Annotated in this window: 10 protein-coding genes; 5 read left to right on the top strand and 5 right to left on the bottom strand. The window is 68.6% G+C overall.

What is annotated here, in order from left to right:
- Window positions 1-355: 355 nt before the first annotated feature.
- On the top strand, window positions 356-1,396 hold the full coding sequence (locus AC0VYB_RS07255; protein ID WP_193338826.1) for an ABC transporter substrate-binding protein: 1,041 nt from the start codon (window positions 356-358) through the stop codon (window positions 1,394-1,396).
- A gap of 122 nt (window positions 1,397-1,518) precedes the next feature.
- Here the strand turns inward: AC0VYB_RS07255 and AC0VYB_RS07250 are convergent, their stop codons facing one another.
- Together AC0VYB_RS07250 and AC0VYB_RS07245 are read right to left on the bottom strand one after the other, a co-directional pair.
- Window positions 1,519-4,500 carry a UPF0182 family membrane protein gene (locus tag AC0VYB_RS07250; protein ID WP_009375249.1) on the bottom strand — a complete coding sequence of 994 codons (2,982 nt, stop codon included), beginning with the start codon at window positions 4,498-4,500 and terminating at the stop codon, window positions 1,519-1,521.
- Entirely contained in the window at window positions 4,497-5,636 is a 1,140-nt protein-coding gene (locus AC0VYB_RS07245; protein WP_227007346.1) for a YlbL family protein, read from the bottom strand. Before AC0VYB_RS07245 ends, AC0VYB_RS07250 begins: the two co-directional genes overlap by 4 nt.
- Window positions 5,637-5,798: 162 nt before the next feature.
- Here AC0VYB_RS07245 and AC0VYB_RS07240 point away from each other — a divergent pair, with 162 nt between their 5' ends.
- Window positions 5,799-7,391, top strand: a complete 1,593-nt coding sequence (locus AC0VYB_RS07240) for a zinc-dependent metalloprotease (protein ID WP_227007347.1) — start codon at window positions 5,799-5,801, stop codon at window positions 7,389-7,391.
- Between the two features lies 1 nt (window position 7,392).
- The gene (locus tag AC0VYB_RS07235) at window positions 7,393-7,938 is read left to right on the top strand and encodes an NUDIX hydrolase (protein ID WP_193338827.1); all 546 of its coding nucleotides are present in this window, start codon (window positions 7,393-7,395) and stop codon (window positions 7,936-7,938) included.
- Window positions 7,939-7,995: 57 nt separating this feature from the next.
- On the opposite strand, the gene AC0VYB_RS07230 is transcribed toward AC0VYB_RS07235, so the two are convergent.
- A complete protein-coding gene (locus tag AC0VYB_RS07230; RefSeq protein WP_040340957.1) occupies window positions 7,996-8,547 on the bottom strand; it encodes a M48 metallopeptidase family protein in 552 nt (183 codons plus the stop codon).
- Window positions 8,548-9,094: 547 nt separating this feature from the next.
- Here AC0VYB_RS07230 and AC0VYB_RS07225 point away from each other — a divergent pair.
- On the top strand, window positions 9,095-9,976 hold the full coding sequence (locus AC0VYB_RS07225; RefSeq protein ID WP_101624861.1) for a hypothetical protein: 882 nt from the start codon (window positions 9,095-9,097) through the stop codon (window positions 9,974-9,976).
- A 3-nt stretch (window positions 9,977-9,979) separates the two neighbouring features.
- Here the strand turns inward: AC0VYB_RS07225 and AC0VYB_RS07220 are convergent, their stop codons facing one another.
- Both AC0VYB_RS07220 and nudC read right to left on the bottom strand, forming a co-directional pair.
- Complete coding sequence (locus AC0VYB_RS07220; RefSeq protein ID WP_009375235.1) at window positions 9,980-12,019, bottom strand: ATP-dependent DNA helicase UvrD2; 2,040 nt, start codon at window positions 12,017-12,019, stop codon at window positions 9,980-9,982.
- Window positions 12,016-12,993: an NAD(+) diphosphatase gene (nudC, locus tag AC0VYB_RS07215; RefSeq protein ID WP_101624859.1), complete on the bottom strand. Its 978-nt coding sequence runs from the start codon at window positions 12,991-12,993 to the stop codon at window positions 12,016-12,018. Before nudC ends, AC0VYB_RS07220 begins: the two co-directional genes overlap by 4 nt.
- Window positions 12,994-13,107: 114 nt before the next feature.
- Between nudC and AC0VYB_RS07210 the strand changes: the two genes are divergently transcribed.
- Window positions 13,108-14,322 (top strand): phosphotransferase, encoded by a 1,215-nt coding sequence (locus AC0VYB_RS07210; protein ID WP_313420501.1) that lies wholly within the window; start codon window positions 13,108-13,110, stop codon window positions 14,320-14,322.
- Window positions 14,323-14,379: the final 57 nt, after the last annotated feature.

Here is a 14,379-nt window from a genome sequence, read left to right as displayed (position 1 = left end):
GTGTCGACACCTGCGCGAGTGAGCATCGTTTTGAAGCTTCGAACGCTGAGATGCGTGGTCATCAGTCGACACCCCCGGAAGTCGTTTCCACGAGGCTGAGGACTGTTGCCAGCGCGAGAAGCTGCCCTCCGCCGATGCTCAGTTGATCAAGAACCAGTGAATCGCTTAACCCGGAGGTCGGAGGTTCAAATCCTCCCCCCGCCACCACAGTGGCAGAGGCCCCGTCCAGTTGATTTGGACGGGGCCTCTTCTCATCCCCGGACGCGCCCCGGCAATCGGGACGCGCGCTGTACGGTCGGGCCGGACCCGCGAGGCGCAGCCGGCCCGAACCACCAGGTGAGGTTAGACTCACCTTATGACCAGATTCTCTCAACTCCCCCGCCCTTCCCGTCTCCGCACGATGACCGCGACCGTGCTCGCCGTCGCTCTGCTCGCCTCCGGCTGTGCCGTCGAGTCCGAAGCGACATCCGGAGACAGCGCCGGGAACACCGATGTCGCCACCGGCGGCCGACTTTTCGACACCGCCGACGAAGAGACCGCGAAGCTCGGCAGCGATGCGGCACCCGGTGAGTTCCCCCGCACCGTCGAACACGCCAATGGGACGACGGAGATCGAGGCGAAGCCCGAACGCGTCGTCGTCCTCGACACCGGAGAACTCGACGATGTCATCGCCCTCGGCATCACACCGGTGGGCATGGTGACCACCAAGGGGGCGAACCCCGTTCCCTCCTACCTCGCCGAGAAGACTCAAGGTGTCGAGACCGTCGGGACGATCAGCGAACTCGACCTCGAGAAGATCGCCTCCCTCGAACCCGACCTCATCCTCGGCAGTCAGCTGCGTGCCGACAAGCTCTACGACCAGCTGTCGGCGATCGCTCCCACGGTCTTCTCGATCCGCCCCGGCTTCCCGTGGAAGGAGAACTTCCTCCTCGCCGGTGAGGCGCTCGGCACCGAGGAGGCGGCCACCGAGAAGCTCAACGAGTACGGACGGGCGGTGACCGAGCTCAAGGAAAGCGTCGAGGGCGACCCGACGATCTCACTCGTGCGGTTCATGCCCGAGCGTCTGCGCCTCTACGGCAACCTGTCCCTCATCGGAGTCGTCCTCGCCGATGCCGGTCTGGCACGCCCGGAGATGCAGGACGTCGACGATCTCGCCGTGGAGATCTCTCCCGAGAAGCTCGACCAGGCCGACGGCGACTACCTCTTCTACACGAGCTACGGCGATCCCGGTGCCACCGGGGAGACCCGGGCGCTGTCGACGAGCCAGTGGACGGGACTCGAAGCGGTCAAGGACGGCCGGGCGCACCGCGTCGACGACGACGTGTGGTTCCTCGGCCTCGGCCCCGTCGGAGCGATGGAGATCGTCGAGGACCTCGACGGGTATCTGACGCAGTAATCACCGCTCCCCCGCCGAGGCGGCCCCATCCGGTCCGCCCTGCACGACGACGGCCCCCGGAGAAGTCCTCCGGGGGCCGTCGTCTTCGGCTCAGGCTGCGTTCGGCTCAGGCCGTCTTCGGCTCAGTTCCCGCCCTCATTGGGAGCAGGCGACTGGGTGCCGTCCTCGGCGATCGAGGGGTCGGCGGCCACGGCGTCCTCGAGGGCCTTCCGCAGGCGGTCCTGCGCCTTGCCGTACTCCTCGAAGTTGCCCTCCCTGAGCGCGGCGTCGGAGTCCTCCATCGCCTTGCGCGCCTCCTCGAGGGCATCGTTGAGGCTCTTGTTGGCGGGCTGATCGCCCTCACCCTCGCCTCCGGAGGTGCCTGCGGTTCCGCCACCGCCGGACTCCGTGCCCGCGTCGCCGGCCTCGGCGCCCGAATCACCGCCGAACACCTGGTCAAGCGCCTCGTCGAGGGTCGGGGCGAACCCGATGTTCTCACCGAAGGCGACGAGCACGTGCTGGAGCAGCGGGTACGAGGTCTCACCGGCCGAGCGGACGTAGACGGGCTGGACGTAGAGCAGTCCGCCGCCGAGCGGCAGGGTGAGCAGATTGCCGTTCTGGACCTGCGACTCACCCTGACGCAGCAGGTTGAGGCTGCGCTGGACCTCGGGCGCGGTGTTGAAGTTGTTCTGCGCCTGACCGGGGCCTGGAACGGTCGTGTTGCGCGGCAGCTGGAGGAGCCGGAGCTTGCCGTAGTTCTCCGAGATCTCGCCCTTCGTCGCCCCGGCGTCCGCATCGGCGGAGAGGAAGCCGGTGAGGTTGTTCCGCGACTGACCCTCCGAGGATCGGGCCGGGATGTAGGAGCTCGTGAGCGAGAACGAGGGCGCTTCCTGACCCGGCATCTGCAGGGTCATGTAGAACGGCGGCTGCGTGAGACCGCTGTTCGCCTGCTTCGTCGGATCGGTCGGCAGGGCCCAGAAGTCCTGCCCGGTGTAGAACTCGCTCGCCGTGGTCACGTGGTAGCGGGTGAGCAGCTCACGCTGGACCTTGAACATGTCCTCGGGGTAGCGGACGTGGCTCATGAGGTCACCGGACATCTCCGACGCGGGCTGGATGAGACCAGGGAAGATCTTCATCCACGTCTTGAGCACCGGGTCGTTCTCATCCCACTGGTACATGTCGACGGAGCCGTCGTAGGCGTCGACGGTGATCTTCACGGAGTTCCTGATGTAGTTGACCTCCTCATCCGGCAGGGTCGCGACCGTGCCGGGTGCGGTCGCCGTCGTCGAATCCTCCGTGGCCTCCTGGAGGGGCTGCGGTGTCGAGTACGGGTAGTCCTTGGCCGTCGTGTAGCCGTCGAGGATCCACTTGATCTTGCCGTCGACGACCGCCGGGTAGGGGTCGCCGTCGATCTTGAGGAACGGAGCGAGCTTCTCGACGCGCTGACGCGGATGGCGTTCGTAGAGGATCTGCGACTCCGAGTTCACCGCATCGGAGAGGAGGATCTGCTCGTCCTGGTACTTCAGCGCGTATGCGAGGCGGTTGAAGAGACTGCCCACGGATGGGCCGCCGTCGCCCTGGAAGGTGTTGTTGACCTGACCCGAACCGCCCTCTTCGTCCGAGGGGTAGTCGAGCTCGCGCGGTGTGGCCCCTTCGGGTCCGCCGACGATCGAGTACTCGGGAGAGCTCTCGCCGAAGTAGACGCGCGGCTCGTATTCGGGGAACTCGCCCTGCGGCGGGATGTCCGACTCCATGAACGTCGGTTCGCCGTCGGGATTGCGCTGGTTGCCGTTGGCGGCGACGACGCCGAATCCGTGCGTGTAGACGATCGCCCGGTTGTACCAGCTCTGGTTGTTCACCGAGGCGGGGCTGAGCTCGCGCACGGCGATGACCGTGTCGCGCATCTGCCCGTCGATGTTGTAGCGGTCGACGTCGAGCTGGGCGGGGAACGAGTAGTACGGCCGCACCTGCTGGAGTTGGCGGAAGGTGTCGGAGACGAGGTTGGGATCGAGGAGGCGGATCGATGCCGCGGTCTCGGCGTCCTCGCGCAGCGCTCCCTTCTCACCGCTCGTGCTCGGCTCGTACGGGGTGACCTCGATGTCGTCGAAGTCGAAGGCCTCCCTGGTCGCGTCGATGTTGCGCTGGATGTACTCGGATTCGAGGCTCTGCTGGGAGGGATTGACCTGGAACTGCTGGACGAGCGCAGGGTAGGCGATGATCGAGACCCCGCCGAGGACGAGGAGGGTGAGGGTGGCGATGATCGAGATCCGCCAGTTGCCCTTCCACGCGGTGTAGACGAAGAGGAGGGCGACGAGGACGGCGGCGATCGCGACGATCGCCATCGCCGGCAGCGCGGCCCGGTCGTCGACGTAGGTGACACCGGGGACGATGCCGCCGGTCGCGGTGAGCCGGTCATAGCGGCTCAGCCACAGGCGACCGGCCTGGACGAGGACGAGCACGGCGACGGTGATGCCGATCTGCCACTGCGCGGTCTTCGTCAGCACGATCCCCCGCTGCTCTCCTGGGCGGATGCCGCCGAAGAGGTAGTGCGCGACGAGGGCGGCGATGAGCGAGAGCACGAGCGCCATCCCCAGCGTGTCGCCGATGAGCCGCAGACCGGGAAGGACGAAGACGAAGAAGGACTTGTCGATGCCGAACTGCGGATCGGTCTCGCCGAACGGCGTCGCGTTGATCCACTGCAGGACCGTGCTCCACTGCGCGGAGGCGGTGATGCCGGAGAGGATGCCGACGACGGCGGGGATGGCCAGGGTCGCGACCCGGCGCAGGGGCTCGATGGCCTCGCGGTAGCGGTCGAGGTTCTCCTGGCGCGGGGTCGTCGGTGCGTACACCGGTCGGTTCCTATACGCCAGGTGCAGGCTCAGCCACACCGGGACGGCCATGACGACGAAGCCGGCGAGGAAGGTGATGCCGCGGGTGAACCACATCGTGCGGAACACGTCGCCGGCACCGATCTGACCGAACCACAGCACCTCGGTGTAGACCTGGGTGAACGCGATGAAGGCGACGAGGAGGATCGCCACCGTCACGAGGGTGAGCAGCAGGGGGGAACGCTTGGATCCAGATCCGGGCATTCTCGCGGAGGTGGGTGAGGACGAAGTGCTCACTGCTTCCCTTTCTCATTGGTGGAGTCGCCGGCCGGGCACGTCTTCAGTGCGGACGTGTCCCCGGCGGCGAAGCCCTCGACGGCGTTCTGCGCGTCGTCGAGGGTGTCGATGCGTGCAACGGTGATCTTCGACTGGTCGGCTGCGGCGATGACCTCGGCGCAGTTGCCGGCGGGCGAGAGGAAGAGCTTCGCTCCCGCCGCGGTCGCCGCCGCCACCTTCTGCCGGGCTCCGCCGATGGGGCCGACCTGTCCGGCGGGGGTGATCTCACCGGTGCCGGCGACGTGCTTGCCGCCGGTCATCGCCCCCGGAGTGAGCTCGTCGACGATCGCGAGGGCGAACATCGTGCCGGCGGACGGTCCGCCGATGCCGTCGACGTTGAAGGTGACGTCGACGGGGAACTCGAAATCCTGTTTCATCGTGATGCCGATGGCGTTGCGTCCCTGGATCGTCGCAGGCTCGAGGGTGAGCTCGACCTGTTCGCCGTCCCGGTCGACGACGAGATCGACGGAGTCCGAGTTCTGCACGGTCGTGCTCATCTTCACAGCCGCCTCGGGGTCGGATTCGAGGCCGGTGCCGTTGACGGAGAGGATCCGGTCTCCCGACTCCAGCCGACCGTCGGCCGGAGCACCCTGGGTCACCTCGTCGACGAGGAGGGAGACCGTGTACGGCTTGTCGAGCTGCTCCATCGCAGCGGCGACGGCGACGTCCTGGCTCGACGTCATCTCATACGAGTTCGATTCCGCGACCTGCTCGCGGGTCGTCTCGAGCGGATAGTAGGCCTCGGTCGGAACCACCGTCTCCTTGCCGCGGATGAGCGCCCCGAGCGCCTGCGAGGCATAGGTGTCGCGTCCGGGTCCACCGCTCACGGCGACGGTGAGCATGTCGATCTTCCCGTCGGTGGGGTAGGTCTGGGCGCCGGAGACGCTGATCATCGGCTTCCCCTGATAGTCACCGAGGGTGTTGAACACCGGCCCCGGCAGCTGGAGCATGTAGGGCACGGGCAGGAGCACGGCAAGGGCGATGAGGAGATAGGTCATGACGCCGGAGGACGTGGCGAAACGGGGTGAACGTCGGCGGGCTCGGCTCCGCTGGGACGGCGCCGTCACCGGCACGGCCCGGGGGGCATTCTCAGACATGTATTCCTTTCGCTGCACCGCGTGACCAGTCTAGTTGAAAGCAGGTCACGGAATTCTCAGACTCCTTTCGCCCGGTGCGAACATCGGGCGGGATTGGGAAGCTTCTGACAGGTACGGCGGTTACCGTGGTGATGACTACGATTCGTGAAGGCGCGTGAGATCATGAGCAACGACAACACCAACGACAACAGCAACGAGCAGAACCCCTTCGAGCAGATCTTCGGAATGCTCTTCGGCCAGGGTGGTCAGGGCGGCTCGGACGGCGCGCAGGGTGCCGGCGGTGCACAGGGCTTCTCGATCGACCCCGCAATGATGGCGACGATCATGAACCAGATGCAGGGGCTCTTCGGGCAGGGAGCCGACCCGACTGCGCAGGCGACCTCGATCGCCCTGCGCAGCGTCCCCTCCCCCGATCCCGCTGTCGGCGATGACGCGGTCCACGCGACCACGGATGCATTCCGCCTCTCCGAGCTGTGGCTCGCCGAGGCGACGGACCTCTCCGTGGCCAATCGGTCGACGTCGACGCTCACCCGCGCAGACTGGGTCAAACGGACGATGCCGGGCTGGCAGCGCTTCGTCGAGCCGATCAAGGACAACATGTCGACCGCGCTCACCGACACCCTGCAGACCCAGATGCCCGAAGAGATGAAGGGCATCCTCGCCGGTGCCTCGTCGATGTTCTCCTCGATGAGCGATTCGATGTTCTCGATGCAGATCGGTCAGGCCGTCGGGGCGCTGTCGGAGAGCGTGCTCACCGGCACCGAGGTGGGACTGCCTCTGCTCCCCCACGACCAGGCCGTCCTCGTCGAGTCGAACATCGCCGCGTTCGCCGAGGAGATCGGCGTCGACGTCTCCCAGGTCCGCATCTACCTCGCCGCCCAGGAGCTCGCGCACCTCGCACTCTTCGAGCGCGCTCCGTGGCTGAGCGCTCAGGTCGAGACCGCACTCACCCGATACGCTCAGGGCCTCAAGGTCGACACCTCGCAGATCGAGGAGATGGCTTCGTCGATCGATCCCTCGAACATCTCCGACCTCAGCGACAACATCCGCCAGGGCCTGTTCAACCCGCCGACGACGGACGAGCAGAAGCGGGCGCTGACGACCCTGGAGAACCTCCTTGCGGTCATCGCCGGCTGGGTCGACGTCGTCGTCTACGCCGCGTGCGAGAAGCTTCCGGCTCGCGAGCAGATCCGCGAGGCCCTGCGCCGTCGACGGGCGACCGCCGGCCCTGCGGAGAAGACCTTCTCCACCCTCGTCGGACTCCAGCTCAATCCTCGCCGGCTGCGCGACGCCGCCGCGCTCTTCGGGTACCTCGAGACGCAGGGCGGGGCGGAGGCCCGGGACAAGGTCTTCTCCCATCCCGACCTCCTGCCCACGACCGAGGACCTCGACGACCCGCTCGGCTACAGCGAACGCCGTCGCGCGGAATGGGAGGGCGGATCGACCCTCGACGAGGCGCTCAGCCGCATCCTCGCCGAAGGCACGGACGGCAGCGACGCCACGGCCACCGCGACCGACTCGTCTGCCGGTGCCGAGGATCCGGCGCAGGCGCGCGGCGACGCCGAGGACGGTTCGGCATCCGCGTCGCACGATGGCGACTCCTCCGCCGACGACTCCTCCACCGACGGTTCCCAGGCCGACAGCGCGCGGGGTGACAGCGCGCGGGGCGACAGGTCGACGGATGACGAGTCCGCGGCGACCGAGGACGAGTCGACCGCTGAGGGCCCTGACTCCACGGACCGCGACGAGAAGTGAGGTGATCGACCTCGACACCGCTCGCGCGGAGATCACGGGCATCGTCAACGCCGAGGCGTTCGCTGAGCTCTTCGAGCACAGCGGGGCCTCGGCGCTCGTGCGTGAGGGCACGTCCGAGCATGTCACGGCGAGCTGCCTCGTCATCGACCCCGCCGCCGAAGCGGTCCTCCTCAACCACCACCGGAAGGCCGGGGCCTGGATGCAGTTCGGGGGTCACCTCGAACCCGGTGATGCGAGCCTGCGGGAGGCGGCGAGACGCGAGGCGCTCGAGGAGAGCGGGATCGGCTCGCTCTCATGGGTCTCCCCTGCCCCCATCGACCTCGACATCCACGAGCTGGCCGGTGACTTCGGCACGTGCCGACGCCATTTCGACGTCGTCTACGGTGCCGTCGCCGAGACGGCGGATCTGCCGAGGGTCTCCGAGGAATCGATCGACGTGGCCTGGTTCCCCATCCGCAGACTTCCCGAGGACCTCATGCCCGACCTCGTCGAGCGCCTTCCGCAGCTCTATCGGGCCACAGCCGAGGTGTTCGCACTAGGCGCCTGAACGGATCGATGAGCGGTCGGTCACGCGGCAGCCGAACGGACCCCGCGCACGGCCGCCTCAGGTGCCGCGGCCGAAGCGCTCCCCCGCGCTGAAGCCGTCGAGATAGAGCTTCGCCTCCGCCTGCCTCGGGTGACGGTCGGCAAGAGCGTGGAACTCCTTGGTGTGCGGGCCGATCTGCAGGTGCGCGAGTTCGTGGACGATGACGGTCTCGAGCACCCAGCGCGGCACGGACTGCAGCCGGTGGGAGATCCTGATGTCGCCGGTCGACGTCGTCGTCGACGCCCACCGGCTGAGGTTCTGGTTCGTCACCCACCGGATCGACGCCGGCCGCAGGCGTCCGGCGAAGTAGCGGTCGTTGAGTTCGTCGGCGAGGGCGACGAGGTCGGCAGCCGAGGAGTGGTCCTTCGCGGCGAGGCGGTTGAACAGATCGGTCAGCGACCGGATGTTCGACTCGACGCTGTAGCGGTCGGGAGCACTGAGCACATAGGTGTCGATCTCCTTCGACACCGCGATCGTCTTCTTCCGCCGTGCCGAACGCCGCACGACGATCTCTCCGCGGGCGATCGCCCGGAGCACACGCTCCTCCGTCCACCGAACCTGCTCTGCCATGCCCCAATGATAGGGAACGACAGTGACACGAGAGCGCGTGAGGGGCCGTGGTGGCTACTTGTGAGTTTCCTGAGTATCGTGATCCAGCGCCCTCACACCTCCGTCCACAGACCGATGGGAGCCGCCGACCGACCGCGCATCGGAAGTGACCTACGCATTCATCTGCCCCCGGCGCGTTTCGACTCGACGGGCGGCGAGTCGCTCCTCCACAGCCCGTCGGCAGGTGTCCACACGTTATCCACAGATCGGCGGACCGCGGCGGCCGGATGCGCCATTGACGGGGCCGCGAATGGGGCATAGGTTCTATGTTTGACCCCGGAAAACCCGGAGATGCGTGCGGAAGGGGAAGCCGCACGAGTCGCCGCGAGCGCCTGGGGCATCATGCGGTTGAGGGCATGTCGGATTGACTTTCCGACCTGTCCTCTTCCGTTTTTCCACAAGGTTTTCCACAGTCTGGCATTCGCTCTGGTGCGCGGGCTGCGCATTCACTACCGTAGAGGCTCCCGAACCGAGAGCGAGGACTGTGATGCTGAGGATCTGTCCGAGTGTGCCGATCACGTGGCGCGGCCGCGGCTGCCTCCAGTTCGGGGTCGAGGATCCCGTCCTCATCGACGGTCTCCTCCCCGCGGAGGCCTCGCTCATCGAGGACCTGCGGATGGGGCTGGCCTCCGCGCAGTTCCACCACCGCGCTCAGGAGCTCGGTATCGACCTCGCTCGGGCGACCTCGCTCATCTCCCTCCTCGCCGAGGCCGATGTCCTCATCCCCTCGGACTCCGACACCTCGGCGATGGCGAAGGGGTCGAAGGCACTGTCCACGGCTCGGCTCTTCCGGCGGACCCCCGACGAGACCTCCGAGGTCCTCGCGGCACGCACCGTCGCAGTCCTCGGACCGCTTCGCTCTCCGGTGGCCCACCAGCTCTCACTGGCCGGGTTCGCGGTCTCGACGGCATCACGCGTCGACGAGAGCGAGGCCCTCGCCCATCCCATCGTCGTCACGACCTCGCACCTTGTACCCGATCTCCACTCGGCCACCTGGCTCGTCGATCGCGAGATCGACCACTGCCAGGTCGTCGCCGGGGAGTTCACGGTCACCCTCACCGGGCTGGTGCGACCGGGACGCACGCCGTGCACGCTCTGCGGGTGCCTGAGCCTCCGGGACGCCGATGCGGACTGGTTCGACCAGTACCCGCGGATCAGAGCACTGCAGGACCGGGACGAGCTCAGCGATCCTCTTGCGGCCGGAGTCGCCGCCACCCACATCGCCCTCGTCCTCCGGCGCGCGCTCCTCGAGGACGCAGCCGAACCGATGGTCCGCTCCGTCGACCTCCGCACGGGATTCGCCGACGAGGAGGAGCTGGCCTTCCATCCGCGCTGTCACTGCCGGGCGCCCGTCCCCCGCTTCGGTCGTCCCGAGGAGGCGGCGCAGTGACCGCTACCCGGCGATGAGGCGCAGCAGACTCGACCCGTAGAGTTCGAGCTTCGTCGCTCCCACCCCTGGGATGCGGGCCAGGGCTGTGAGGTCGCCCGGGCGCATCTCGGCGATCGCCGAGAGCGACGTGTCGGTGAGGACGAGGTAGGGAGGGAGGCCCTGTTCGAGTCCGACTCGGGCCCGCCACCGGCGCAGCCGATCGAGGAGTTCGAGATCGACCTCGGCGGGGCAGCCCGCGCACCTGCCCAGAGCTCGATCGGCCTGGGAGACGAGGACCCGCCCGCAGGCACGGCACCGGTTGGTCGTCACCGTCGTCCCCGGCCGCCGACCCCCGCCGGTGCTCTCCTCGACCCGTCCGAGTTCGGAGAGGAAGCGCGAGGGGCTGCGCGGCTTCTGCTTCGAGGCGTGACGGGCGAGCGACCAGCTCAGCGACAGGTCCGCACCGGCACGCGTCACGGCGACGTAGAAGAGCCGACGCTCCTCGGCGATCGCCCGGGGCGTCTGCGCGTAGCTGATCGGCAGCAGCCCCTCGCTCAGCCCGACGAGGTGGACGCTGTCCCATTCGAGGCCCTTCGCGGCGTGGAACGAGGCGAGCGTGACGCCCTCGATGTCGGGGGCGAACTGGTGCTCGGCGCGATCGGCGAGGTCGGCGAGGAAGGCGTCGAGGGGAACCGGCAGCTCCGAGGCCGCCTGGTGAGTCTCGGCGAGATCGACGAGGGCTTTGAGCGACTCCCACTTCTGCCTGCTCGCTCCGGCCGGGGGCGGGGTGCGGGTGTAGCCCGCCGAGGCGAGCACCTCGGCGACGATCTCCGGCAGCGGACGCGCCCCCGCCGCCGCTCGGGCGGCCCTGAGCATGAGGATGCCCTCCTTGACCTCCTTGCGGGCGAAGAACCGCTCCCCGCCGCGGAGGAGGTAGGGGATTCCCGCCGCCGTCAGCGCCTGTTCGAAGGCCGGACTCTGCCCGTTCGTGCGGAAGAGGACCGCGATGTCCCGGGGGCGACGCCCTGCCCTCACCTCGGCGGCGATCGCCTGGACGACTCCGACCGCCTCCGCCTCGTCGGTGGGATATTCGACCATCCGCGGGGACCGTCCCTCGGGATTGTCCGTGCGCAGGGTCAGCGCCGTGCGCGAGGTGTGGCGGAGCAGGCTGTTGGCGGTGGAGACGATCGCCTGCGACGAACGGTAGTTGCGGACGAGGCGGATCGTCGTCGAGGACGACAGGGACGAGGGCAGGGACTCGAGCAGGGACGCATCGGCACCGGCGAAGGAGTAGATGGTCTGTGCGGGGTCACCGACGACGCAGAGGTTCTCCCGCGGCCCCAGCCACCGGGTGAGCAGATCGAACTGGAGCGGTGAGACGTCCTGGAACTCGTCGACGACGAAGTGCCGGTACTGTTCACGGACTTCCGCGGCGATCGCCGGGTACTCGGCGAGGGCCCCGTCGAGGACGAGGAGGACGTCCTCGAAGTCGAGGAGTCTCCCCCGGGTCTTCGCCTCCGAATAGGCTTCGGCGATGCGCACCATGTCCTCGACGCCGAGGTCGCCGGGCAGCTCGCGCGCCTGGGCCTTCATCGCGTAGTCCTCGATGCCGAGCAGGGAGGCCGCGGCGTATTCGATCTCCGCGGCGACGTCACGCGCGAGCTCACGGCTGACGTCGATGCCGAGGTCCTGCATGACGGAGCCGAGCACCCCGGCCTTGTTCTCGATGATGCGGGGGAAGTCACCGCCGGCGAAGCGGTCCCAGAAGAACCGCAGCTGGCGCAGGGCAGCGGAATGGAAGGTCCGCGCCTGGACTGCGGGGACGCCGAGGGAGCGCAGCCGCGCGCGCATCTCGCCGGCCGCCTTCGCGGTGAAGGTGAGGGCGAGGACGTGGTGGGGTGGGAAGACCTCGGTGGCGATGCCGTAGGCGATGCGGTGGGTCATCGCCCGGGTCTTGCCGGTTCCGGCACCGGCGAGGACGATGACCGGGGATGAGAAGTGGGTGGCGACCTCCCGCTGCTCGTCGTCGAGAGCCGCGAGGAGGTCGGCGGCGCGAGTGTTCACTCGTTCTCCAGCCACGCCCGCAGCAGCTGGCCGGCGATCGACACCGTTCCTGGGGCGCTCACCCGGCCGGCGGCGATCTCGGCGTTGAGCTCGGCCCTGGTGAACCACCGCAGCGAGGCGATCTCCGCTTCGTCGGCGGCGACGTCGAGGCTCTCCGCCTCGGCGGAGAATCCGAGCATGAGGGAGCAGGGGAAGGGCCACGGCTGGGAGCCGAGGTAGCGGGGATTGACGACTCTCAGATGCGCTTCCTCCCAGATCTCGCGGATGACCGCGTTCTCCAGCGTCTCGCCGGGTTCGACGAATCCGGCGAGGAGGGAGTAGCGTCCGGCGGGCCAGGCGGCGTTGTTGCCGAGCAGCACCCGTTCGACGCCCTCAGCATCCGTGTGGACGATGACGACGATGACCGCAGGGTCAGTGCGCGGGAAGTGCTCGCTGCCGGTCACCGGGTCCCGACGCACCCAGCCGCCGAGCACGGGTTCGGTGGGGGTCCCGGTGAGCGGGGAGAACGGGTGGGCCCGGTGCCAGTTGCCGAGGGCGACGATCTCACACGCGAGGGAGACGTCGACGTCGTCGAGCGCCTCGGCGAGCTCCCGCAGAGGCAGCCACACGGGTTCGGCGCTCTCGACACCGCCTCCGGGGGCGGTGAGGAGGTCGGTGGCGTCGCGGGCGCGGGCGGCGGCGAACTCGGTGTCGAGGGCGCTGCGGCCGGCATCGTCGAGGCTGACGCCGATGTAGCGCTGACCCGCCTCGTCGCGGCCGAGGTAGATCTCCGTCTGCCCGGGCGGAACCTGAGCCCGATCGGCGCGGAGGAGCCCGCCGCGGGCGACGAGGAGGGAGCCGCGATGTTCGAAGACGGCGAGGGCTCCGGACTCCCACAGCTGCCCGAGATCGCCGTCGCCGCCGCGGGCCAGATGATCGCGGTCGATCCCTTGGCGAGCCAGGCTGACTGGGGCGATGGCGGGCAACGGTTCCATGGCCTCCACGATAGCTCAGGCCCCTGACGCGCCTGACACGCTCGAGGCCCGAATCCCAGGGCTGGCGGGGAGGCAGACGGTACATTGGGGAAGGTGGATACGAAGGCGCTCAAGTTGGCAGCAGTCGCAGCGACGATGCTCGACGATTTCTCCCCGACGACATGGACATCCCTCCCGCCGCTCGATGCGGGAGTGAGGATTCTCATCTCCGACGGGGAGACCGACTACGTCGCCGCCGCGCACCTGCGCATCGACCGTTCCGCCGATGCGGGATCGACCGCCGAGGCGGCGCGCATCTACGAGACCGCCTACCCGCACGCCGACTTCACCTGGCCGCACCTGCGGGCGATCACCGAGGTCGAGGAGAAGGTGTTCGGCACCGACTCGCCGGTCACGGTGACCCTCTCCGATCCCCTGCCGGGAGCCCCGGTGGGTGATGAGCCGATCGCCGACGTGGCCCGAGCGAGCTCGCTGGCGCAGACGCTCGCGACCATCCACTCCGCCGCCCCCGAGCCGATCTCCGATGCGGGCTTCCCCGTCGAGGAGCCCTCGCGCTTCCAGTTCCAGATCCTCGAGCGCCTCGACCAGGCTGCGGCGACCGGGCGCGTGCCGGCGACGCTCCTCCAGCATTGGGAGGAGGAGTTCGAGAAGGTCGCCCTCTGGCATTTCCTCGCCACCCCGATCCACGGCGCCCTCGACGAGGCCAACGTCTACACCGACGAGGAACGCGTGCTCGCCCTCGCCGACATCGGTCGCATGAGGGTGGCCGATCCCGCGATCGACCTCGCAGCCGCCTCGGCGCTCATCGATCCCGCAGCGGTTCCGACGTTCTTCACCGAGTACCGCAGCTCACGGCCCCGCGCCGATGACCACATCGTCACCCGCGCCGAGCTGCTCGCCGAGTTCGCCGTGCTCGACTGGCTGCTCGAAGCCGTCGAGTCCGGTGACGACGAAGCGATCGCCGATGCCGCGGACCTGCTCACCTCCTTCGACCAGGTGCTGCTGCGTCCCGACGGCTCCCACGTGCCCACCGCGCCGGTGTCCTTCGACGACGTCGCCCAGGGGTCGAACGGCACCTCCGCCACCGAGGAGTCGGCTGACGATCACGGCACCTCCGACGGCGGCGTCCGACGTTCGTCGCCGTCCGGTGCCGACCGTGGCTCGGCCGGTGCAGGCGTGTCGGAGCACGCGTCGCCCGGCGGCTCCGGGCACGCGTCGCCCGGCGGCGGCACCTCCGGGCGCACATCGGCCGGGGACGGTGCGTCCGGAAGCCGATCGGCAGGCGCCGCCGAGAACGGCCCCGAGTCCTCGGGATCCCCGGAGCGCTGAACACCACGGCCGGCCCCGGCCCGACGTGGGTCCGTGCCGCCTTCGGTTCCCCTTGAG

Source organism: Brevibacterium sp. Z349TD_9 (assembly GCF_056173565.1).
This window is presented reverse-complemented; position numbering and strand designations above follow the sequence as displayed.

What these genes read in the sequence shown, in the direction of transcription:
- AC0VYB_RS07255 (WP_193338826.1), top strand. Translation starts at nt 356, where the DNA reads ATGACCAGATTCTCTCAACTCCCCCGCCCTTCCCGTCTCCGCACGATG.
- AC0VYB_RS07245 (WP_227007346.1), bottom strand. Translation starts at nt 5,636, where the DNA reads ATGTCTGAGAATGCCCCCCGGGCCGTGCCGGTGACGGCGCCGTCCCAG.
- AC0VYB_RS07240 (WP_227007347.1), top strand. Translation starts at nt 5,799, where the DNA reads ATGAGCAACGACAACACCAACGACAACAGCAACGAGCAGAACCCCTTC.
- AC0VYB_RS07230 (WP_040340957.1), bottom strand. Translation starts at nt 8,547, where the DNA reads ATGGCAGAGCAGGTTCGGTGGACGGAGGAGCGTGTGCTCCGGGCGATC.
- nudC (WP_101624859.1), bottom strand. Translation starts at nt 12,993, where the DNA reads ATGGAACCGTTGCCCGCCATCGCCCCAGTCAGCCTGGCTCGCCAAGGG.